Below are 19,185 nucleotides of genomic sequence, written 5' to 3'. Positions count from 1 at the left end.
CGAAGGATCACAGGTGCAGGACTCTGTCCTGCCTGCCTCAGGGTTTCAGCACCATGAAGCGAACCTGGTGGTTACGGTCGATCTCCATGAGGGTTTTCTGCGGGTCGGCTTCGTAGGCCTTGTAGATGGCCTCCAGCTCGGCGAGGGAGTGCAGCGTCTGGCGGTTGACCTTGGTAATGACGTCGCCGGGGCGAATACCTGCCTCGAAGGCCGGAAACGCCGGCTGCGCGCCCACCACCAGAAAGCTGTCAGTCGTGTCGAGATTCTCCTCGCGGGCAATCGTGCGGCTGATTTTCTGCACCCCCAGGCCCCAGCCTTCCAGCGCTGTTTCCTCACCGATACGGCTCTCCAGCGGCTCAGTCGTGACGGGCATCGTGATCGTCTGGAAGCCGCGCCGCACCTTTAGCTCGACGGTTTCACCGGGTGCGCGGCTGGCGATAAAGTTCTGGATCGGCGGGAGTTGCTCGGGGAAGCGCCCGTCCACATTCTGCCCGTCGATCTGCAGGACGATGTCACCGGGCCGCAAGCCGCTACGAGCCACGGGGGAGCCGGGGTCCACACTCTGCACGAGCATGCCGCGGTTACTCTCGATCTCATAAAAGTTCTCCAGGTCCTGCATGGGGCCGGGACGCAGGCCGATGTAGCTGCGGGTGATAGAGCCGTCCTGGATCAGGCCGTCCAGCACACTGCGTGCGATGTCCGAGGGCACCGCGAAGCCCAGATTCTCAGCGCCCAGGTAGCCGCGGGTATTGATGCCGACCACGTGCCCGTTCGGCAGGACAAGCGGCCCCCCACTGTTACCGGGGTTGATGGCGGCATCGGTCTGGAGCCAGGTGTTAAAGTGTCCGGTCTCGTAGCCACGGCCCACGGTCGAGCCCTCGAAGTAGCGGTCGGTATTCGAGATAATTCCGCGCGTCACGGTACGGGAGAGGCCGTTGGGCGTGCCGACGGCGTAAACGGTCTGCCCCGGCACCAGATCATCCGAGTCGCCAAACTCGGCGTAGTCAAAGGACAGGCCGCGCGACTTGAGCAGCTCCGGCTTGATCTTGACCACCGCCAGGTCGGTCCAGTGGTCCCAGCCGATCAGCTCGGCATCGACGCGCTCGAGGTTGTTGAGCGTGATCATGATGCGCTCGGCGTAGGGGTTGACGACGTGAGCGTTGGTCAGGATGTGCCCCTCAGGGGTCATGATAACGCCTGAGCCGACACCGTGCCGGGTGCGCTTGGCCCCCTGGTCAAAGGTCGTCTCCCACACATCCAGCCGCACCACCGCGTCCAACAGACGCTGAAAACCCGGCTCGATATCGTCCACCGACTCGGAAACTCCCCGCGAAGTCCGTGTCGTGGCAAAGCGCGGGCCAACGGCGGACAGCATCTGCGTGCACAGGCACAGGATCAACAGAGAGAAAAGGACGGGGGCGCGCGGTCGCATGCCCTACCCCTATCCGATTTACCCGCTCTGTCACGGCCAAACCGACATGGGCTTGACCCCCAGGCCCGAAAGCCGCTATTTCTTGCCGTTTTCAAAAGACATGGCGACACGTTGCGACAGCTACGACTTTACCCAGATTGAGGGCCACTGGCAGGACTTCTGGGCGGACAACAAAACTTTTTACGCGAAGGACTTCGAGGACAAGCCCACCTGGTACGTCCTGGACATGTTCCCGTACCCCTCCGGCGCGGGCCTCCACATCGGCCACCCCGAGGGCTACACCGCCACCGACGCCCTCAAGCGCTTTAAGAAGGCGCAGGGCCACAACGTCCTCCACCCCATGGGCTGGGACGCCTTTGGCCTGCCCACCGAGCAGTACGCGATCAAGACCGGCGAGCAGCCCGCCGTCGTCACCAAGCGCAACATCGCCCGCTTCAAGGAGCAGCTGCGCGCCATCGGCCTGACCTACGACTGGGACCGCGAGGTCAACACCACTGACCCGCACTACTTCCGCTGGACGCAGTGGATATTCCTCAAACTCTTTAAGAAGGGCCTCGCCTACGTGGACGAGAAGCCCGTCTGGTTCTGCCCGGATCTGGGCACCGTGCTCGCCAACGAGGAAGTGCTCAACACCCCCGAGGGTCCGCGCAGCGAGCGTGGGGACTTCCCGGTCGAGCGCCGCCCCCTGCGCCAGTGGGTCCTGCGCATCACCGCCTACGCCGACAAGCTCCTCGACGGCCTTAAGGACGTCAACTGGCCCGACTCCACCAAGCGCCTTCAGGCGAACTGGATCGGCCGCAGCGAGGGCGCCGAGGTCGTCTTCGGGCTGGACGGCTTTGACGACAAGCTGACCGTCTTCACCACCCGCCCGGACACCCTTTTCGGAGCGACCTATATGGTCGTCGCCCCCGAGCACCCGCTCGTGGCCAAGATCACCGCCGACGACAAACGCGAGGCCGTCGCCGCCTACATCCAGAAGGCCGCCAACAAGTCCGACTTGGAGCGCGCCGAGCTCTCCAAGGAAAAGACCGGCGTCTTCACCGGCGCCTACGCCATCAACCCGGTCAACGGCGCAAAGATCCCCGTCTGGGTCGCCGACTACGTGCTCATGAGCTACGGCACCGGCGCGATCATGGCCGTCCCCGCTCACGACGAGCGCGACTACGCCTTTGCGAAGGAGTTCGGGTTGGAGATCATTCAGGTCATTGATAGCGGCGACGCTGACGCCGAGCTGCCCTTTGTCGCCTCCGGCAAGATGATGAACTCCGGCGAGTTCGACGGCACGCCCTCCGACGAAGGTAAAAAGGCCATCATCGCCAAACTCGCCGCCGACAACCGCGGCAAGGCCACGGTCAACTTCAAGCTGCGCGACTGGCTGTTCTCGCGCCAGCGCTACTGGGGCGAGCCCTTCCCCATCGTCTGGGTCTCTGAAGAGGACTACGCCACAGTCAAGGCCGGAGCCGCCTTCAAGGACGTGCTGCCCGCTGAGCCCGTCACCTGCACGATGGAGGGGCGGCAATGGTTCGCCGTGCCGCTGCCCGAGACCGCCCTCCCCCTCACGCTGCCCGAGACCGAGAGCTACCAGCCCTCACCCGATGGGCAGAGCCCGCTGGCCAACATCCCCGAATGGCTGGAGGTCGCTCTCGACCCGGCGACGGGCGAGATCAAGCAGCGTAGTGAGATTTCCGATACATCCGGCCTCATCGAGGGTCTGCGCGAGACCAACACCATGCCGCAGTGGGCGGGCTCGTGCTGGTACTACCTGCGCTACATCGACCCGAAGAACGCCGAGGCCCCCATCGACCCGAAGCTGGAAAGCTACTGGGGCATGCCGGACCTCTACGTCGGCGGCGCGGAGCACGCTGTGCTCCACCTGCTCTACGCGCGCTTCTGGCACCGCTTCCTCTATGACGAGGGCGTTCTGAAGACGCCCGAGCCCTTCACCGAGCTTTTCCACCAGGGCATCATCCTGGGCGAAGACGGCGAAAAGATGTCCAAGAGCCGCGGCAACGTGGTCAACCCGGACGACATCATCGGCGAGTACGGCGCGGACACCCTGCGCCTGTACCTGATGTTCCTAGGACCGCTGGAGGCGAAGAAGCCCTGGAACACCAAGGGCATCGAGGGCATGATCCGATTCCTGCGTAAGCTCTGGCGCGAAGTCCTCGCCGAGGACGGCTCTGTCGCCGAGCGCGTGGACGATGCGCCCGAGTCCCCCGAGACCCTGCGCGTCCTGCACGAGACGATCAAGAAGGTCACCGCCGACTACACCGCGCTGAGCTTTAACACCGCCATCTCGCAGCTCATGATCTGCCTCAACGCCATCTCGAAGGCCGGGCGCATGAACCGCGAGACCGCCAAGACCTTTGTCCAGCTGCTCGCTCCGCTGGCCCCGCACATCTGCGAGGAGCTCTGGGAGCGCCTCGGCGGCGAGGCAGGGAGCGTCTCCTCCGCGCCGTGGCCCGTCTGCGACGAGTCGCTGCTCGTGGACGACACGGTGAAGATCATCGTACAGGTCAACGGCAAGCTGCGCGGCGAGCTGAACGTCCCCAAGGACACCGCCAAGGACGACATCCTCGCACAGGCCAAGGGTCTGGAGCGCGTTGCCGCCCAGATGGAGGGCAAGTCCGTGGTGAAAGAGATTTACGTACCGGGTAAAATCGTCAATCTGGTTGTGAAATGAGCCGCCTCGCCCGCATCTGCTGCCTGCTCGGGATCTTCGCATTTTGCGTAGGGCTACGGGCCGACGATATGCGCACAGGTATTTGCTTCGTCAAGGGCCTCTCCGGGAACCTGACCGCCGACGGACGTTCACTGGCCAAGCACGAGTCGTTTACCCCCGAGGGTAAAACCATCGTCAGCGGCTCCAGCGGGCTCTCCTGCCTCGTTTTCTCCAATCGCATGGCACTCGTCCTGAGCCCGGACACCACCCTCGTGGTGAAGGAGTTCAAACAGGCTCCCTCCGATGGGTCCGCCCAGAGCACCGACAACATCGAGCAGGGCCGCAGTCAGCTCGTGATCAAGCTTGAGCGCGGCGGCTTCGCCCTGGCACAGGTCACTCCCCGCGCCACCTCCTCGCTCACGCTGGAGCTGCCGCAGTGCACACTGACCGGGCGCACCAGCGCGATGACCGTCTCCCTAGACAGTGCTCCCCCCGAGCTCATCCTGCTCGACGGTAACCTGCGCATGAACCGCTCCGCCGGGCGCAGCATCATCCTGCAGAGTAGGCAGGCGCTTGACCTGAGTCGCATCAACCTCGGAACGCAGAGTGAAAGGATTCGCACCCTTAGCCTGACCGATGAGGAAAAAACGCGTGCCATCACTGACGTAGCGAAAAACAACTACCAGCTCGTATTCTTCCTGCCGGAGGGAGACAGCTGGCAGGCCCAGATGCGCATCGTCAAGATTTCCTCTCAGACTGCCGCCAAAAACGATTTCCTCATCCGCAATTGAGCGCCACCGCACAGAGCCCTTTCCTGCCGTCTGGCTTCGACCCGACCCGGCCGCTGGCTATTGTCGCCGGTAAGGGGCGCTACCCGATCCTGCTGGCCGAGAAAGCACGCGCCGCCGGTGTACCGGTGCGGCTGGTCGCCTTTCATGGCGAAACCTCGACCGACTTCTACGAAGACTTTCCCGAGTCCGAGCGCGCCCTGATCAAGGTCGGTCAGGTCGGCCACATGCTCAAGGCCCTGAAAAAGTTCGGCGCCGGCTACGCCATCATGGCCGGGCAGATCACCCCGCGCCGCCTCTTCAAGGGGCTGCACCCAGACCTGAAGGCCGTGGCCATCCTCGCCTCTCTCAAGGAGCGCAACGCCGAGTCGATCTTTGGAGCCCTCGCAGCCGAGATTGAAAAAATCGGCGTCTGCCAGCTCGACGCCCGCGCCTTTCTGGAGGACCAGCTCGCCGATACCGGCGTGATGACCGGCGGGCGCGACAAGATCGACCCGCGCACGCTTGAGCACGGCATCCGTATCGCGAAAGAGGTCGCCCGGCTGGACATCGGCCAGGGGGTCGTCGTCAGCCGTGGTACCGTGCTGGCGGTGGAGGGCTTTGAGGGCACGGACCAGATGCTGCGCCGGGCCGGTCAGTTCGAGGCGCGCGATCCGCTTTTTGTCAAAACCGTCAAGCCCGGTCAGGACTACCGCTTCGACGTGCCGGTCTTCGGCCTGAAGACGCTGGAGAGCCTGCGCGTGGCCAACATCCGCCACGTCGCCGTCGAGGCCGCCAACACGATCCTCCTCGATAAACCCGATGTCCTCGCCCGTGCCCGCGAGCTAAAGATCCAGCTCACTGGCTACACCGCATAGCCGGGCGTTCACTCGCCCGGCCGTCAGCATCACCCCCTTTGCCTGCATTTTTCGCTTTGACAAATGGGCACTGCGGGTGTTCAAAAGCCGCAACAATGAAGTTCAACAGCGTAATCGTGCTCGTAAGCGTAGTCGTAGTCCTCGTGACCTCGACCGCATCCGCACGGGCCTAGCAAAGAACTTTAGAGACTTTACTGAAACCCCTGCCGAATGCGTTCGACAGGGGTTTTTCATTTAAAAAATCCGCGTCGAACGCTTCCGGGGGAAAAACAAAAAACCACCGACAGAAGCTATTATGAAAATGACCGGAGCCGACCTCGTCATCCGCCTGCTGGAACGCCAGGGGATCCGCACCATCGCGGGTATCCCCGGAGGGGCTAACCTGCCCCTGTACGACGCGCTGGCCCGCCGGCCGGTGATCCGCCACGTCCTCTCCCGTCATGAGCAGGGGGCGGGCTTCATCGCGCAGGGCCTGGCCCGCACCACCGGGCGCCCCGCCGTGTGCTTCGCCACCAGCGGCCCGGGCGCGACAAACATCCTCACCGCCATCGCGGACGCCAAGCTGGACTCGATCCCCGTGGTCTGCATCACCGGTCAGGTTGCCAGCCCGCTCATCGGCACCGACGCCTTTCAGGAGGTCGATGTCTTCGGGATGAGCCTGCCCGTGACCAAGCACAACGTCCTGGTCCAATCGACAGAGGAGCTGCTGCACGTCATCCCGGAGGCCTTCCGCATCGCCGCCAGCGGCCGCCCCGGCCCGGTCTGGATCGACATCCCCAAGGACGTCCAGCAGGCCACGATCGAGTTCGAGGAGTGGCCCGAGCCCGGCATCGCCGACGCCCCTATCGAGCCCGACAACGATGCGATCACCGAGGCCATAGCTATGATCGAGGCCGCCGAGCGCCCCATCCTCTATCTGGGCGGAGGCATCATTCACAGTGAGTCCAGAGAGCTGGCCCGCGAGCTGGCGGAGCGTTCGCATCTGCCCGCTGTCAGCACCCTGATGGCACTGGGGGCCCTGCCCACCGATCACCCGCAGTCACTGGGGATGCTGGGCATGCACGCCGCCCCGTACACGAACCTCGCTCTGGAGGAGTGCGACCTGCTGATCGCGCTGGGCGCGCGCTTCGACGACCGCGCGACCGGCAAGGTCGCGGAGTTCTGCCCCGGAGCGAGCGTCATCCACGTTGATATCGACACATCCGAGCTGGGTAAAATCCGCCAGCCCACCCTGTCGGTCCGCAGCGACGTGGGCCGATTTCTGGAGCAGTTGCTGAAAACAATACCTGCCCGCCAACGCGCGGACTGGAACACCCGCATCGCCACCCTGAAGGCCGAGCACCCGATGGAGATGCCCGGCGCGGACGACCCGTCCACCCACTATGGGCTGATCCAGGCTATCGCCCGCCATGCCGGGCGCGACGCCATCGTCGCCACCGACGTCGGCCAGCACCAGATGTGGACCGCCCAGAGCTTCCCCTTCTGCCGACCCCGCCAGTGGCTGACCAGTGGCGGACTGGGCACGATGGGATTCGGGTTGCCCGCAGCCTTGGGCGCGGCCCTGTCCGAGCCGGAGTGCCCCGTGGTCTGCATCAGCGGCGACGGCAGTTTTCTGATGAATAATCAGGAGATGGTCACCGCCGCCGAGGCTGGCGCGAACCTGAAGATCATCATCATGAACAACCAGTCACTGGGGCTCGTCCACCAGCAGCAGACACTGTTCTTCGGCAAGCGCCTGATCGCCTCGAAGTTCGAGCGCGGTCCGGACTTCGCCATGATGGCACGCGCCATGGGCATGGATGCGGTTGACCTGGCCAACGAGCCGGACATCGACGCCGCACTGGCCGATGCCTTTGCACGTCCCGGGCCGGTCCTCATCAACGCACCCACCTGCGTCGAGCAACAGGTGCTGCCGATGGTCCCTCCCGGTGGTGCCAACCGCGAGATGATCCGCACCCGCCGTGCGTGAGGAGGATGATGCGGAGAATCGTTTGTGGGGGCTACGCGCCCCCACTCCCCGCGGCAGGCAAGCCTGCACTTTCGGTCCAGCGTCCGGGCTTTGCCCAAACGCTGGACCGACATTGAGGTCGCACCTGACACGGTCTCACCACCAAGAAAAAGCACCAGGCTCCAGATTTGTGCATTAACGAATGGAGAACTATCAATACGCCGACCCAGTTTTGATGCCGTGCCTCAGCGTTTGTTGAAAGCAGAGTATCTGCTTTCAACAAACGCTGACACGATGCGTAGCATCGAAAGTGCAGGCTCTGCCTGCCGCAGGGGCGGGGCGCGCAGCCCCGCAAAACAAGCCTACTTCTCCAGCAGGATACGTTCGCGCAGGAGCTCCTTTAGTTCGGGCAGGCCCTCCTCGCTCAGGCAGGAGAGCTTGTGCACGGGCTGGCGGACCTTGCGCTTGAAGGCGGTGAGGTTCTTCGGGGAGTCGGGCTCGTCCATCTTGTTCGCCACGACCACAATCGGTTTTTCGAGCATGGCCTCATCGTAGAGGCGCAGCTCCTCGACCAGCTGCTTGTAGTCGTCAACGGGCTTGCGGCCATCCGTCCCGGCCATGTCGATGAGGATGAGGAGCAGGCTGCAACGCTCGATGTGGCGCAGGAAACGGTGCCCGAGGCCACGGTTCTCGTGTGCGCCCTCGATCAGTCCGGGGATGTCGGCCATGGTCAGGCGCTCGTAGGTCTCGGGATACTCGACCACGCCGACCGTCGGCTGAAGCGTCGTAAAGGGATAGCTGCCGGTCTTCGGCTCGGCCCCGGTGAGCAGGCCGATGAGGCTGGACTTGCCCGCATTCGGGAAGCCGACCAGACCGACGTCCGCGATGGACTTCAGAATGAGCTTATAGGTACCCTCCTCTCCCGGCTGGCCGGGGGTGTACTTACGGGGAGCCTGATTGACGGATGACTTAAAGGTCGTGTTCCCCATGCCACCCTTGCCGCCCTTGAGCAGGACGACCTCCTGGCCGTACTCGACCAGTTCGAGCACGGTGTTACCGGTCTCGGTATCGATGACCACGGTGCCGGGAGGCATCTTCAGCTTGAGCGTCGGGCCGTTGGCGCCGTCCATATTCGAGCCTTTACCGGGTATGCCGTTCTTGGCCGTCGCATGGGGCTTGAACTTGTAGTCGGTGAAGTCCGCGGTGTTCGGATCGCACACGAGGATAACGTCGCCGCCGCGACCACCGTTACCGCCGTCAGGGCCACCCTTGGGGTTATGCGCCACGCGCCGGAAGCTCATGCAGCCGTTGCCACCGTCTCCAGCCTTTAGGCGAATCGTCACTTCATCCACAAACATGCCGGAGATTTGTCTGCGCAACAGGCGCGCTGGTCAAGGGTCAAAGCACAGCCATCGCACAGGCTTGCCACAAGTCAAAGCGAGCCACAGACTTATCTCATGCCCAAACGCCACCCCTACGAGTACCTGGTCGAGCCGCTGAGCGAGCGTCCCGGCTACGAGCGCAGGCATATGTTTGGGTGCCTGGGCTGCTACTATCGCGGCAAGCTCGTGGCTGTGCTGGCCGAGGGCGAAGACCCCTGGAACGGCTTTCTCGTCCCCGCCGAGCGCGAGCAGCACGCCGCAGTGATGGCAGAATTTCCCATGCTCACGAACCACCCTGTCCTCCCGAAGTGGCTCCTGCTCCACGCCGAGGACGACCGCTTCGAGACGATAGCCGGGCGTATCGTGGAGCGTATCCTGGAGGAAGACCCGCGCTTTGGGGTCATCCCCAAACCGAAGAAAAAGCGCCCGAAGAAATCCGCCCGTAAAAAGAACTCCTGATCCTGCTCCACTCCTAAACCGTCTCCGGCTGGGCAGGCGGTGCCGCCCCCTCGCCTTCTCCAGCGCCCCCAGCCTCGCTGACGTTTTCCAGCATCACGGTCTGCGTGGGGAAGGCGAAGTCGATGCCCGCTGCATTAAACCGGCGGACCAGCTCGGAGTTTACCCAGGTGGCATGCTCCAGATACTCCCAGTACTCCGCCGGGAAGTACCAGTACATGACGATGAGGTTGAGCGAGTCCGCCATCAGCTCGTTGAAAAACACACGTGGCGGAAAGTCCGGATTGTGGATGGGCTCGTTACTGGGCTGCGTGCCTGGAGCCTCATCGGCATGTGACTCGCCTTCCACAGGAGTCGTGTTCGCGTCGAGCGGCTGCGCCTCTTCGGTATCCGCGCTGTCCGTCGGCACAGGTGTCGCTCGGCCGGGAGCCTCAGCGGCTTTATCAGCCGGCAGGGCGAGGATGGCGTTAACGATCTCAATCGCCTCGTAAATTTTCTCCGGTGGCGTGCCGTAGGTCAGGGAGACATTAAAGACGCGCTTGATGTACGGGCGGCTGCTGACGTTTTCGATGTCCGTGCAGGAGAGTTCGTCGTTGGGGATGGATACAAGATGGCCGTCGAGCGTGCGCAGGCGCGTCGAGCGCAGACCGATCTCCTCCACCACCCCGTCGAAGCTCTTGATCTTCACGCGATTGCCGATGACGAAGGGCTTATCCAGCACGATCATGATGCTGCCGAGGATATTTTTCAGCGTACTCTGGGCCGCCAAAGCCACGGCAAGACCGGACACACTGGCCCCGGCCAGCAGCGTCGCCCCGGAAAAACCAAGTCGCTGCAAGCCCTGCACCATCACGCCAATCGCAATAACAATGCTCAGGATACGTATGCCCAGACGGATCAGGTACTGGTCGATGCGGCGCGACTGCAACTGGCTGGACTTCGTAACTGCGGAGGCTGCGATACTTCCCAGCACGATAATGATGATGATCGTCGCGATGAGGACGATGATGTCTGAAAGCATGATAATGAACTTCCAGGCCTCGCCGGTCAGGTAGATCTGCTCGTCGAGCAGGTAGATCAAGACCTTGGTCAGGATAATCGTAACCACCGGCAAAGACAGATGCGCGGTATTTAGCGCCAGCGGCTCCCAGCTCCGGCATACCCGCTTGATCAGGCGCCCCAGCAGGTAGACGATGCCGATCAGCATCGCAAAGCCGAACAGAGTAAACGTCCACTGCCAGATAGTCTGCTCGTAGATGTCGATCGTCATCCAGTGCGGCAGATTACGGATGTAGCTGGCCGGGATCATCGGCCCCGGCGTCAGAAAGTATAGCTCATAAAAGCCCTGAAACTGATCGCTGAGATACGGATAATTCTCCGCCTGATCATAGAGGCTCTTGGCATCCGTGAGGAGGGTGTTCACAAACAGGTAGTGTCCCTCCAGATCTCCGTGGTTGATCCGAGCGATCTCGATCGGTGTCCCCGGTATGCGGTAGACGGGGAGTTTCCCCGCTTTCATAGCGGCCGCCATTTCATCCTGATTAGGGATCTCATTGAGCGGGGGCATCTCACGGCGGGAGAGATACTCGGCCAGGTAGACGGAAGCCTCGATCGCGGCGTCGGCCTGGAAATTGACGGGGACATCGTCCATGTCAAAGAGGTCGGCCAGCTCCAGCGCGATATTATCCAGGTCATCCTGATTATCCCACGTCACCCCGTCGGCACTGATCAGTGTGTAGTAGCTGTCGATCAGGTAAAAGAAGCTCTCCAGCGTGGCACGGGGGCTGCGCGTGTCGGAGGCAAAGTTCGACATGTGATCGAGCAGCTTGCGGGCGTCGAGCTTCTGGTCCACATAGTCCTGCGCATTCATGTGAGCGCGCTTATAGGCATCGCTACGCTCGGGCGGCTCATCATGGCCGATATCATCAGGCGTGTCGGAGGAGGAATTATCTTGAGACAGTAAGGGTCCAGCGATGCCGAAGCACAGCAAGAGGCTTATTAGAATAGCTTTCATGTGAGTAGGTGGGGATCGTGAGAACCTAATCCTGAACGCAATCTGCGTGCCAAGTGAGGTGTATAACCTACTCACTTAATAGGGTTTATAAGCAAAAAAAAGCAAGCCTGCATTCACAGGCTTGCTTTCATCACGGCTTTGCGGGCCGCTTAAATGCTAGAAGGTGTCCTCGAAAACAACCTCGTCAAGAGGGAGCTGGCCACCGCGCGGACGTGCGGGCTCAAGGGCTTTACCGACGGTGATCATCATGCCCACGATGTGGTTTTCGGGGAGCTTGATCAGCTCGGAGACCCGCTTCATATCAAAGCCGATCATCGGGCAGGTGTCGTAGCCCAAGGCCTTGGCGGCGAGCATGATCGTCTGCGCAGCCATCCCGGCTGAGCGCAGGGCCTCATCACGCTGGAGCTGGAGGTCCTGCCCGTAAAACTTATGGATCATGCCCACCAGCATGGAGCGGGTTTCCTCCGGTGCCGTCGCCCAGTAGCGGCTCGCCTCTTCGCCCCATGAGTTGAGATTAGCGCAGACCATGATCAGTGCGGAGGCTTCCGTCACCTGGGATTGATTCCAGGCGGCTTCCTGCAGCTTTGCGCGGATGGCCTTGTCGCGCACGACCACAAAGCGCCAATTCTGGATGTTGAAAGACGTCGGCGAGAGCACGGCGAGCTCCAGCAGCTGATCAAGATCATGCTGCGGCATAACATGCGCCGGGTCATATTTTTTAACCGAGCGGCGTTCACGAATCGCGGTAAACGTATCCATAGAGCTGATACAGGGATAATCGGAAGTGTCGTTCATGACTGGAAAGTTTGTAAAACACAATGCTATGCCAAGTCATCCCCTACCGCAAGCCGATGACGGCATTTCTCAGACAGGTGCTCAGTCCATAAAAAAGCGGCGCACACGCGTCCGCACGCAGGCATTGTCGTATTGGTTACCCTCCAGCTCAAAGTGGTCGGCCTGCCGCAGGAACAACTCCTTGTGGTGGGAGAGCATATTATAAACAGCGAACTGGCCGGGAGGCGGCACGGCAGGGTCAAAGAGCGCCGCTGCTACATATACCGGAATCTCGATGAAACCGGCTGCGACCGCTGAGTCATAGTAGGCCAGTACATCCAGCACCTCGGGGTGCCCGTCCAGATAGTAGCTGCGCACCGCTGCCCCACTACCGACGCACGGCAGGGTAATGCGTAACGGATGATTCCCGAACGTCGGGATATTCAGATACGCCCGGCGGAAACGCTTGTCCACGCTGAGCATGAGTGCGCCCATACCTCCGCCGAAGCTCCCGCCCACATAGAGCAGGTTGTCACGAGCCTGCGGATACAGCTCCAGCACCGCCGACGCCGCCAGCCACAGATCGGCCGCGCAGCCCCGGATCACGTAGTCCTCGCGGCTCTCGATCCGATGCACAACATGCTCGGCAGCCACACTCGGGATGCCCTCGCAGGCGGAGAGGTGGAACCCACGCGCACAGGGAAAGATAGCCGCCATCTGTGGCATGAGCCACTCGTACTCGGGCTCCTCGCGTCCGCCGTATCCATGGCCCATGACAATAGCTCCCGTCACAGGCCCCTCCGCGGGCTCCAGCAGCCACCCGCCGATTCGTACGCCCTCCCAGGAGTCGTAGTAGATCTCGTACAGATTCCAGCCACGCTTGGCGCCGGGGACAACGCGCTTCTCCATGTTGAGAGGAAGCGCGAGCGCCTCTTCGTAGGTCTTCTCCCAAAAGGGGAGAAAATCCTGAGGCGGCTCCGGCGCGCGGATCTTTAGCATGGCTTCCAGCGTATAGCCATAGGTGGGATCGAAATCAAAATCGTGGGTAATGCTCATAGCACGTGTACGACGGGCGGCAGCGCACCGCCCATGCATAAACGATAAGCGTGAGGCCCAAACGAGCATCCATCAATAGCGAATCTTCCCTACGCCCTCCCCGACCCCGCGATAAATCTGCATTTCGTCTCCCCAAAGAAACCGGGCACGAAAAAAGCGCGCCCCTGATGGAACGCGCTTTCGAAATGAAACGATGCTTTGCATCGAGGGTGAAGGGGTCCGGCTGGACCAGCAATCGTCCTTCTCGCCTAGTAGCGGTAGTGGTCGGACTTGTACGGGCCGTCGACACCGACGCCGATGTAGTCGGCCTGCTTCTGCGAGAGCTTGGTCAGCTTGCAGCCGATCTTCTGCAGGTGCAGGCGGGCGACTTCCTCGTCCAGCTTCTTCGGCAGGATGTAGACGCCGGGCTTGTAGGTGCCGACGTTCTTCCACAGCTCGACCTGGGCCAGCACCTGGTTGGTAAAGCTGTTGGACATGACGAAGGACGGGTGACCGGTGGCGCAGCCGAGGTTGACCAGGCGGCCCTTGGCCAGCAGGTAAACGCTGTGTCCGTCGGCGAAGGTGAACTTGTCCACCGCGCCCATGTTGTCGGGCTTAATCTCCTCGATCTCCACGCCGGGCAGCTTCGTAGCGGCGTCGACCTGGATCTCGTTGTCAAAGTGACCGATGTTACAGACGATGGCCTGGTCCTTCATCTTGGACATGTGCTCGGCCGTGATGATGTCGCAGTTACCGGTGGTGGTGACGTAGATGTCGCCAAAGCCGAGGGTGTCCTCGACGGTGAGGACGCGGAAGCCCTCCATGGCAGCCTGCAGGGCGCAGATCGGGTCTACCTCGGTGACAACCACATTCGCACCCTGAGCGCGCAGGGCCTGGGCGCAGCCCTTACCCACGTCGCCGTAGCCGCAGACGACCCCGACCTTACCGGAGATCATCACGTCGGTGGCGCGCTTGATGCCGTCCACGAGGGACTCACGGCAGCCGTAAAGATTATCAAACTTGGACTTGGTGACCGAGTCGTTAACGTTGATGGCGGGGACGAGCAGCGTGCCCTTCTTCTGCATCTCGTACAGACGGTGCACACCAGTCGTGGTTTCCTCGGAAACGCCCTTCCACTCCTTGACCACTTCGTGCCAGCGGGTCGGGGCCTCGGCCTTGACCTTCTTGAGCAGATCCTTGATGACCTTTTCCTCGTGGCTGGAGGCTTCACCCTCGACCCAGTCGGAGCCATTCTCCAGCTCGTAGCCCTTGTGGATGAGCAGTGTGGCGTCACCACCGTCATCGACGATGAGCTGCGGGCCTGAGCCGTCCGGCCAGGTCAGCGCCTGATAGGTGCACCACCAGTATTCCTCCAGCGTTTCGCCCTTCCAGGCGAAGACCGGGATGTTCAGGTTCTTGGCCACATAGGCGGCGGCGTGGTCCTGCGTGGAGAAGATGTTGCAAGAGCACCAGCGCACGTCAGCACCGAGAGCCTGCAGGGTCTCGATCAGAACGGCGGTCTGGATCGTCATGTGCAGCGAGCCCATGATGCGGACGCCTGCCAGCGGCTTTTCGGCGGCGTACTTCTCGCGGGTGGCCACGAGGCCGGGCATTTCAAACTGGGCGATCTCGACCTCCTTGCGACCGAAGTCGGCCAGGGAGATATCCTTCACCTTATAATCAACGGTGGTGAGAGTTTCGGTAGACATGAATTAAATGGTTTAAGTCGTTATGCTAAGGTTCAGGCGTTTACGCAGACGGCGGCCTTCAGTTCGGCAGCCTTGGAGATATCTTCCCAGGGCAGGTCCGCCTTGGCGAAGTGGCCGTAGTTGGTGGACTGGCGATAGATCGGACGCAGCAGGTCGAGCTGGCCGACGATCTCTGCGGGCTTGAAGGAGAAGACCTTCTGGGCGGCGGCGGAGATCTCAGCGTCGGAGAGGCCGTCCTTGGCCGAGCCAAAGGTGTCCACGTGGATGCTGGTCGGGTAAGGATAGCCAATGGCGTAGGCGACCTGCAGCTCGCACTCGTCGGCGAGACCGGCGGCCACGATGTTCTTGGCGACCCAGCGGCAGAAGTACGCAGCGGAGCGGTCAACCTTTGAGGGGTCCTTACCGGAGAAGGCACCACCACCGTGGCGGGCCCAGCCACCGTAGGTATCGACGATGATCTTGCGGCCGGTCAGGCCTGAGTCGCCCTGCGGGCCACCCACGACAAACTTACCCGTCGGGTTGATCAGAAACTCGGTCTTGTCGGTCAGCAGCTCAGCCGGGAGGACCTTCTTGATCACTTCCTCGATGCAGAACTCGCGGATCGTGCTGTGCTTGACGTCCTCAGTGTGCTGCGTGGAGATGACGACGTTACGGATGTCCTTGATCTGGCCATCGACGTACTCGACGGCGACCTGGCTCTTCACGTCCGGGCGCAGCCACTCGACGCCGACATCCTTACGCTGGACGGCCATCTCGCGCAGCAGGCGGTGGGCGTACATGATCGGTGCAGGCATCAGCTCTTCGGTCTGGTTGCAGGCGTAGCCAAACATGATCCCCTGGTCACCGGCACCCTGCTCGGCGGTGTCCTTACCCTCGGCAGCAGCGGCGTCCACACCCTGCTTGATATCGGGGGACTGGGAGGTCAGGCAGTTGGTGATAAACACCTCGTCGGCGTGGAAAACGGCATCGTCGCGGCTGTTAATGTAGCCGATGTCACGGATGGCCTGGCGGACGACGTCCTCGTAGTTGAACTTGGACTTCGTGGTGATTTCACCGGCGACGAAAACACAGTTACTCTTAACGAGCGTTTCGCAGGCCACGCGGCTCTTGGGGTCGCCCGAGAGGCAGGCGTCGAGGATGCTGTCAGAGATGTAATCGGCGACTTTATCGGGGTGGCCCTCGCCAACGGATTCAGAGGAGAAGATGAAACTTTTGCTCATACTGCCGCCAATACATCACGAGCGACACCGGCTGGCAAGTCGAATCATCAAAACATCTTGATTTATTGATATGAGACTTAGTTTCAATAACTTACTACTCATATGTCCCGGCTTGAACACGCAAAATCAGGCGGTTTTGGGATTGTGGGCGCAGGCGGTATGTCGGCCCCCTACGCCGCCCAAAGACGGCTCCGACCATTGCTGCTCCAGTCGAAGCCTGCGCTTTCGATACTGCGCATCGTGCCAACAAACGCTGAGCAAAGCATCCGAGCCGAGCGCCCCTCAAGAGTGGGCACGTCGAGTCTGATTCGTGTGCGTTGTGGCCGTATAAAACCTGCTCAGTGCTCGGGGGCGTCGTCCACGAGCACAGCGGGGCTCATGCCCTCGGGCTCGCGCACGGAGTCCACCATGTCCTGCACTTCCTGCGTGGGGGGGCGGGTGAGCGGCGTCAGGATGAGTGTGACGGCGAAATTCACCACCATGCCGATGGCGCCGATCCCCTGCGGGCTGATGCCCTGCTCACTCAGGCCGAGCGTCCACTTGTCCATCCCGAAGAAGACCGTGCCGATGATGTAGTACAAAGTGAATACAAGTCCCGCCAGCATCCCGCAGATGGCTGGGACGGTGCCCACGCGCTTGCTGAAAATGCCCAGCAGGATGACCGGGAAGAAGCTGGCTGCGGCCAGCCCAAAGGCAAAGGCCACGACCTGACTGACGAAGCCCGGCGGATAGATGCCGCAGATGCCCGCCACCACTACGGCCAGGCCGATGATGCTTCGGCCCACCAGCAGGCGTTTTTTCTCCGTCGCCTCGGGGTTGACCACGCGGTAGTATAAATCGTGCGCCACGGAGGAGGAGATGACCAGCAGTAGGCCGCTGGCCGTGGAGAGCGCGGCGGCTAGCCCTCCTGCCGCCACAAAAGCGATGATCCAGCCCGAAAGCTCCGCCATCTCCGGGGTGGCCAGCACGATGATGTCCTGGTCCGGGCCGCTCAGGCCGTGCTCGCGCAGGAAGGGGCGCGCATCCATGCCCCCAGCGCCGCCGGTATCGACCCATTTCTGGTGATCGCGAACGAGGGTGAGCAGCTCGGACTCGCCGAGGTTGCCCCGGCGGAAGATTTCGTTGTCCGCTCCGGCGCTGTAGACGACGTGGTCGTCGCCATCATCGAACCACATCACGAGCCCGGTTTTTTCCCAGCTCTGGAACCACTGAGGGAGCTCGGTCGATTGGGTGCCGTTGAGGGAGACGAGCATGTAGTAGCGGGCAAAGCCGGCGATGGCCGGGGCCGTCAGATAAAGGAAGGCGATGAACAGCAGCGCCCAGAAGCCGCTCCAGCGTGCCGCCCGGGGGCTCTTTACGGTGTAAAACCGCACGATGACGTGCGGCAGCCCGGCGGTTCCGGCCATGAGGGCGAGCGCGACCAGAAAGACGTTGGCCTTGTCCCAACTGCCCATGAAGGGCTCCGTATAACTGCCGAAGCCCAGTTCGCTCTGGATCTGGTTCAGCTTTTCAAGCAGGTAGATACCCTGTCCACTCAGCTCGCCGCCCAGCCCGGCCTGCGGCAGGAAGTCCCCCGTGAGCTTGATGGAGATCGCGATCGTGGGCACGATGAAAGCCGTGATCAGCACCCAGTACTGCGCCACCTGCGTCCAGGTGATACCCTTCATCCCGCCCAGGGTGGCGTAGATGAAAACGATGACCATGCCGATGACGACCCCGACGTTGATGTCCACGTCGAGGAAGCGGCTGAAGACCACCCCCACCCCGCGCATTTGTCCGGCTACGTAGGTGAAGCTGACGAAGAGCGCGCACAGCACGGCGGTCAGCCGGGCGGGGTTCCCCGCGATGCGCTGGCCGAGGGTCGGGTTTTGCACGCCGACCAGACGCCGGGTCGAGAAGCGGTCGCCCACGAAGTCCGGCACGGTGAAGTGGCCGAACTTGCGCAGGTAGGGGGCCAACAGCAGCGCCAGCAGCACGAAGCCGCCGGTCCACCCCATCAGGTAAACACCGCCCGCGTAGCCCATGGTCGAGATAAGCCCGGCCATCGAGATGTAGGAGGCGGCGCTCATCCAGTCCGCTGCCGTGGCCATGCCGTTGGCAGCCGCAGGCACGCCGCGCCCGGCCACGTAAAAGCCCTTGGTGTCGGCCACGCGCGCCCACCAGGCGATGCCCAGGTACAGGGTAAAGGTCAGCCCTACGAAAAGAAAGGTCCAGGCCTGAACGCTCATCGTGCGCCTCCTTCCCCGTTGATCCGGGCCAGCTGCTGATGATGCCGCTTGTCGAGCCGGTTCATGATCAGCGCATAGATAAAGATGATGAGGACGAAGCTGATGATTGCTCCCTGATGGGCGAACCAAAAGCCCAGCGGGTAGCCGGTGCCGGGCAGGTTCCAGCGGTTGAGCCAGTCGGCCCAGAGCACGCCGCAGCCCAGTCCGGCCAGGGCCCAGGCGGTCAGGCAGCCGCCCATCAGCAGCAGGTTTTTATGCCAGTAGGCGCGCAGCAAATCCTGGTGGCGTGCGCGTGAGGAAAGGTGGTCGGGGGTGTCACTCATCGCAAAGGGGTGTAGAAGTCAATGGATGATATCAGCCCCCCGGTCAAGGGTTTAATAAACAATTCTTATCATCGTTATAAGTTTTACATCTTCACGCGACCCGACAATAAGAGCGACAAGTATCTTTCCGACTTCATGCCTGCGCGGCAGCAGCTGGAAACGCACGGCCAGACTGAGCAGTAGCAAGCTCCCGTACATGCCCTGCATCTTGGCAGGCGGCAGGCCCAGCCCCTCCGAAGCTTAGGAACGCTCGGAAGATGAAGGGCTCACCAGAAGCGCAGCCCAGATGCCCTACCGCTCGGTGGCCCTCTGCCGCTTTGTGTTATCGTTATCCGAGTGATGATCCACCACTCGGGT

At 62.0% G+C, this 19,185-nt stretch carries 14 protein-coding genes; 5 read left to right on the top strand and 9 right to left on the bottom strand.

Translation table 11 applies throughout. The features are described from left to right. Positions 1-37: 37 nt before the first annotated feature. Positions 38-1,432, bottom strand: a complete 1,395-nt coding sequence (locus K0V07_RS10390; protein ID WP_220621321.1) for a trypsin-like peptidase domain-containing protein — start codon at positions 1,430-1,432, stop codon at positions 38-40. A 100-nt stretch (positions 1,433-1,532) separates the two neighbouring features. Here K0V07_RS10390 and leuS point away from each other — a divergent pair, with 100 nt between their 5' ends. The 4 genes from leuS (at position 1,533) to ilvB (ending at position 7,708) form a co-directional block, all read left to right on the top strand. Then, positions 1,533-4,115 (top strand): leucine--tRNA ligase, encoded by a 2,583-nt coding sequence (leuS, locus tag K0V07_RS10385; RefSeq protein WP_220621320.1) that lies wholly within the window; start codon positions 1,533-1,535, stop codon positions 4,113-4,115. Next, positions 4,112-4,885: a hypothetical protein gene (locus K0V07_RS10380; protein ID WP_220621319.1), complete on the top strand. Its 774-nt coding sequence runs from the start codon at positions 4,112-4,114 to the stop codon at positions 4,883-4,885. Before leuS ends, K0V07_RS10380 begins: the two co-directional genes overlap by 4 nt. Continuing rightward, positions 4,882-5,739, top strand: a complete 858-nt coding sequence (gene lpxI, locus K0V07_RS10375) for a UDP-2,3-diacylglucosamine diphosphatase LpxI (RefSeq protein ID WP_220621318.1) — start codon at positions 4,882-4,884, stop codon at positions 5,737-5,739. The genes K0V07_RS10380 and lpxI overlap by 4 nt, the downstream gene beginning before the upstream one ends. Before the next feature lie 295 nt (positions 5,740-6,034). Next, complete coding sequence (gene ilvB / locus K0V07_RS10370) at positions 6,035-7,708, top strand: acetolactate synthase large subunit (protein ID WP_220621317.1); 1,674 nt, start codon at positions 6,035-6,037, stop codon at positions 7,706-7,708. A 341-nt stretch (positions 7,709-8,049) separates the two neighbouring features. Here ilvB and obgE read toward each other — a convergent pair whose 3' ends face one another. After that, positions 8,050-9,045 carry a GTPase ObgE gene (gene obgE / locus K0V07_RS10365; RefSeq protein WP_220621316.1) on the bottom strand — a complete coding sequence of 332 codons (996 nt, stop codon included), beginning with the start codon at positions 9,043-9,045 and terminating at the stop codon, positions 8,050-8,052. Between the two features lie 99 nt (positions 9,046-9,144). Between obgE and K0V07_RS10360 the strand changes: the two genes are divergently transcribed. Further along, positions 9,145-9,528 carry a hypothetical protein gene (locus K0V07_RS10360; protein WP_220621315.1) on the top strand — a complete coding sequence of 128 codons (384 nt, stop codon included), beginning with the start codon at positions 9,145-9,147 and terminating at the stop codon, positions 9,526-9,528. A 13-nt stretch (positions 9,529-9,541) separates the two neighbouring features. Here K0V07_RS10360 and K0V07_RS10355 read toward each other — a convergent pair whose 3' ends face one another. The 7 genes from K0V07_RS10355 to K0V07_RS10325 all read right to left on the bottom strand — a co-directional run bounded on the left by K0V07_RS10355 (position 9,542) and on the right by K0V07_RS10325 (position 18,828). Then, a complete protein-coding gene (locus tag K0V07_RS10355) occupies positions 9,542-11,539 on the bottom strand; it encodes a mechanosensitive ion channel family protein (protein ID WP_220621314.1) in 1,998 nt (665 codons plus the stop codon). Between the two features lie 156 nt (positions 11,540-11,695). After that, the gene (locus K0V07_RS10350) at positions 11,696-12,298 is read right to left on the bottom strand and encodes a nitroreductase family protein (RefSeq protein ID WP_220624089.1); all 603 of its coding nucleotides are present in this window, start codon (positions 12,296-12,298) and stop codon (positions 11,696-11,698) included. 117 nt (positions 12,299-12,415) lie between these two features. Further along, positions 12,416-13,369 carry an acetylxylan esterase gene (locus tag K0V07_RS10345; protein ID WP_220621313.1) on the bottom strand — a complete coding sequence of 318 codons (954 nt, stop codon included), beginning with the start codon at positions 13,367-13,369 and terminating at the stop codon, positions 12,416-12,418. Positions 13,370-13,617: 248 nt separating this feature from the next. Further along, complete coding sequence (ahcY, locus tag K0V07_RS10340; protein WP_220621312.1) at positions 13,618-15,057, bottom strand: adenosylhomocysteinase; 1,440 nt, start codon at positions 15,055-15,057, stop codon at positions 13,618-13,620. A gap of 32 nt (positions 15,058-15,089) precedes the next feature. Next, positions 15,090-16,277 carry a methionine adenosyltransferase gene (gene metK, locus K0V07_RS10335; protein ID WP_220621311.1) on the bottom strand — a complete coding sequence of 396 codons (1,188 nt, stop codon included), beginning with the start codon at positions 16,275-16,277 and terminating at the stop codon, positions 15,090-15,092. Between the two features lie 338 nt (positions 16,278-16,615). Further along, on the bottom strand, positions 16,616-18,505 hold the full coding sequence (locus K0V07_RS10330; protein ID WP_220621310.1) for a sodium:solute symporter family protein: 1,890 nt from the start codon (positions 18,503-18,505) through the stop codon (positions 16,616-16,618). Further along, entirely contained in the window at positions 18,502-18,828 is a 327-nt protein-coding gene (locus K0V07_RS10325) for a DUF4212 domain-containing protein (RefSeq protein ID WP_220621309.1), read from the bottom strand. Before K0V07_RS10325 ends, K0V07_RS10330 begins: the two co-directional genes overlap by 4 nt. Between the last annotated feature and the right edge of the window lie 357 nt (positions 18,829-19,185).

The sequence above is a fragment of the Ruficoccus sp. ZRK36 genome, from assembly GCF_019603315.1.
In the GTDB taxonomy this organism is placed as follows: domain Bacteria; phylum Verrucomicrobiota; class Verrucomicrobiia; order Opitutales; family Cerasicoccaceae; genus Ruficoccus.
The sequence above is the reverse complement of the archived record's forward strand: the minus strand, read 5'-3'. Positions and strand labels throughout refer to the sequence as shown.

Excerpts from the sequence above, each read along its gene's own strand:
- metK (WP_220621311.1), bottom strand. The coding sequence starts at position 16,277 with ATGAGCAAAAGTTTCATCTTCTCCTCTGAATCCGTTGGCGAGGGCCAC.
- K0V07_RS10390 (WP_220621321.1), bottom strand. The coding sequence starts at position 1,432 with ATGCGACCGCGCGCCCCCGTCCTTTTCTCTCTGTTGATCCTGTGCCTG.
- ilvB (WP_220621317.1), top strand. The coding sequence starts at position 6,035 with ATGAAAATGACCGGAGCCGACCTCGTCATCCGCCTGCTGGAACGCCAG.
- K0V07_RS10330 (WP_220621310.1), bottom strand. The coding sequence starts at position 18,505 with ATGAGCGTTCAGGCCTGGACCTTTCTTTTCGTAGGGCTGACCTTTACC.
- leuS (WP_220621320.1), top strand. The coding sequence starts at position 1,533 with ATGGCGACACGTTGCGACAGCTACGACTTTACCCAGATTGAGGGCCAC.
- K0V07_RS10345 (WP_220621313.1), bottom strand. The coding sequence starts at position 13,369 with ATGAGCATTACCCACGATTTTGATTTCGATCCCACCTATGGCTATACG.
- K0V07_RS10325 (WP_220621309.1), bottom strand. The coding sequence starts at position 18,828 with ATGAGTGACACCCCCGACCACCTTTCCTCACGCGCACGCCACCAGGAT.
- K0V07_RS10350 (WP_220624089.1), bottom strand. The coding sequence starts at position 12,298 with ATGGATACGTTTACCGCGATTCGTGAACGCCGCTCGGTTAAAAAATAT.
- K0V07_RS10355 (WP_220621314.1), bottom strand. The coding sequence starts at position 11,539 with ATGAAAGCTATTCTAATAAGCCTCTTGCTGTGCTTCGGCATCGCTGGA.
- obgE (WP_220621316.1), bottom strand. The coding sequence starts at position 9,045 with ATGTTTGTGGATGAAGTGACGATTCGCCTAAAGGCTGGAGACGGTGGC.
- K0V07_RS10380 (WP_220621319.1), top strand. The coding sequence starts at position 4,112 with ATGAGCCGCCTCGCCCGCATCTGCTGCCTGCTCGGGATCTTCGCATTT.
- K0V07_RS10360 (WP_220621315.1), top strand. The coding sequence starts at position 9,145 with ATGCCCAAACGCCACCCCTACGAGTACCTGGTCGAGCCGCTGAGCGAG.
- ahcY (WP_220621312.1), bottom strand. The coding sequence starts at position 15,057 with ATGTCTACCGAAACTCTCACCACCGTTGATTATAAGGTGAAGGATATC.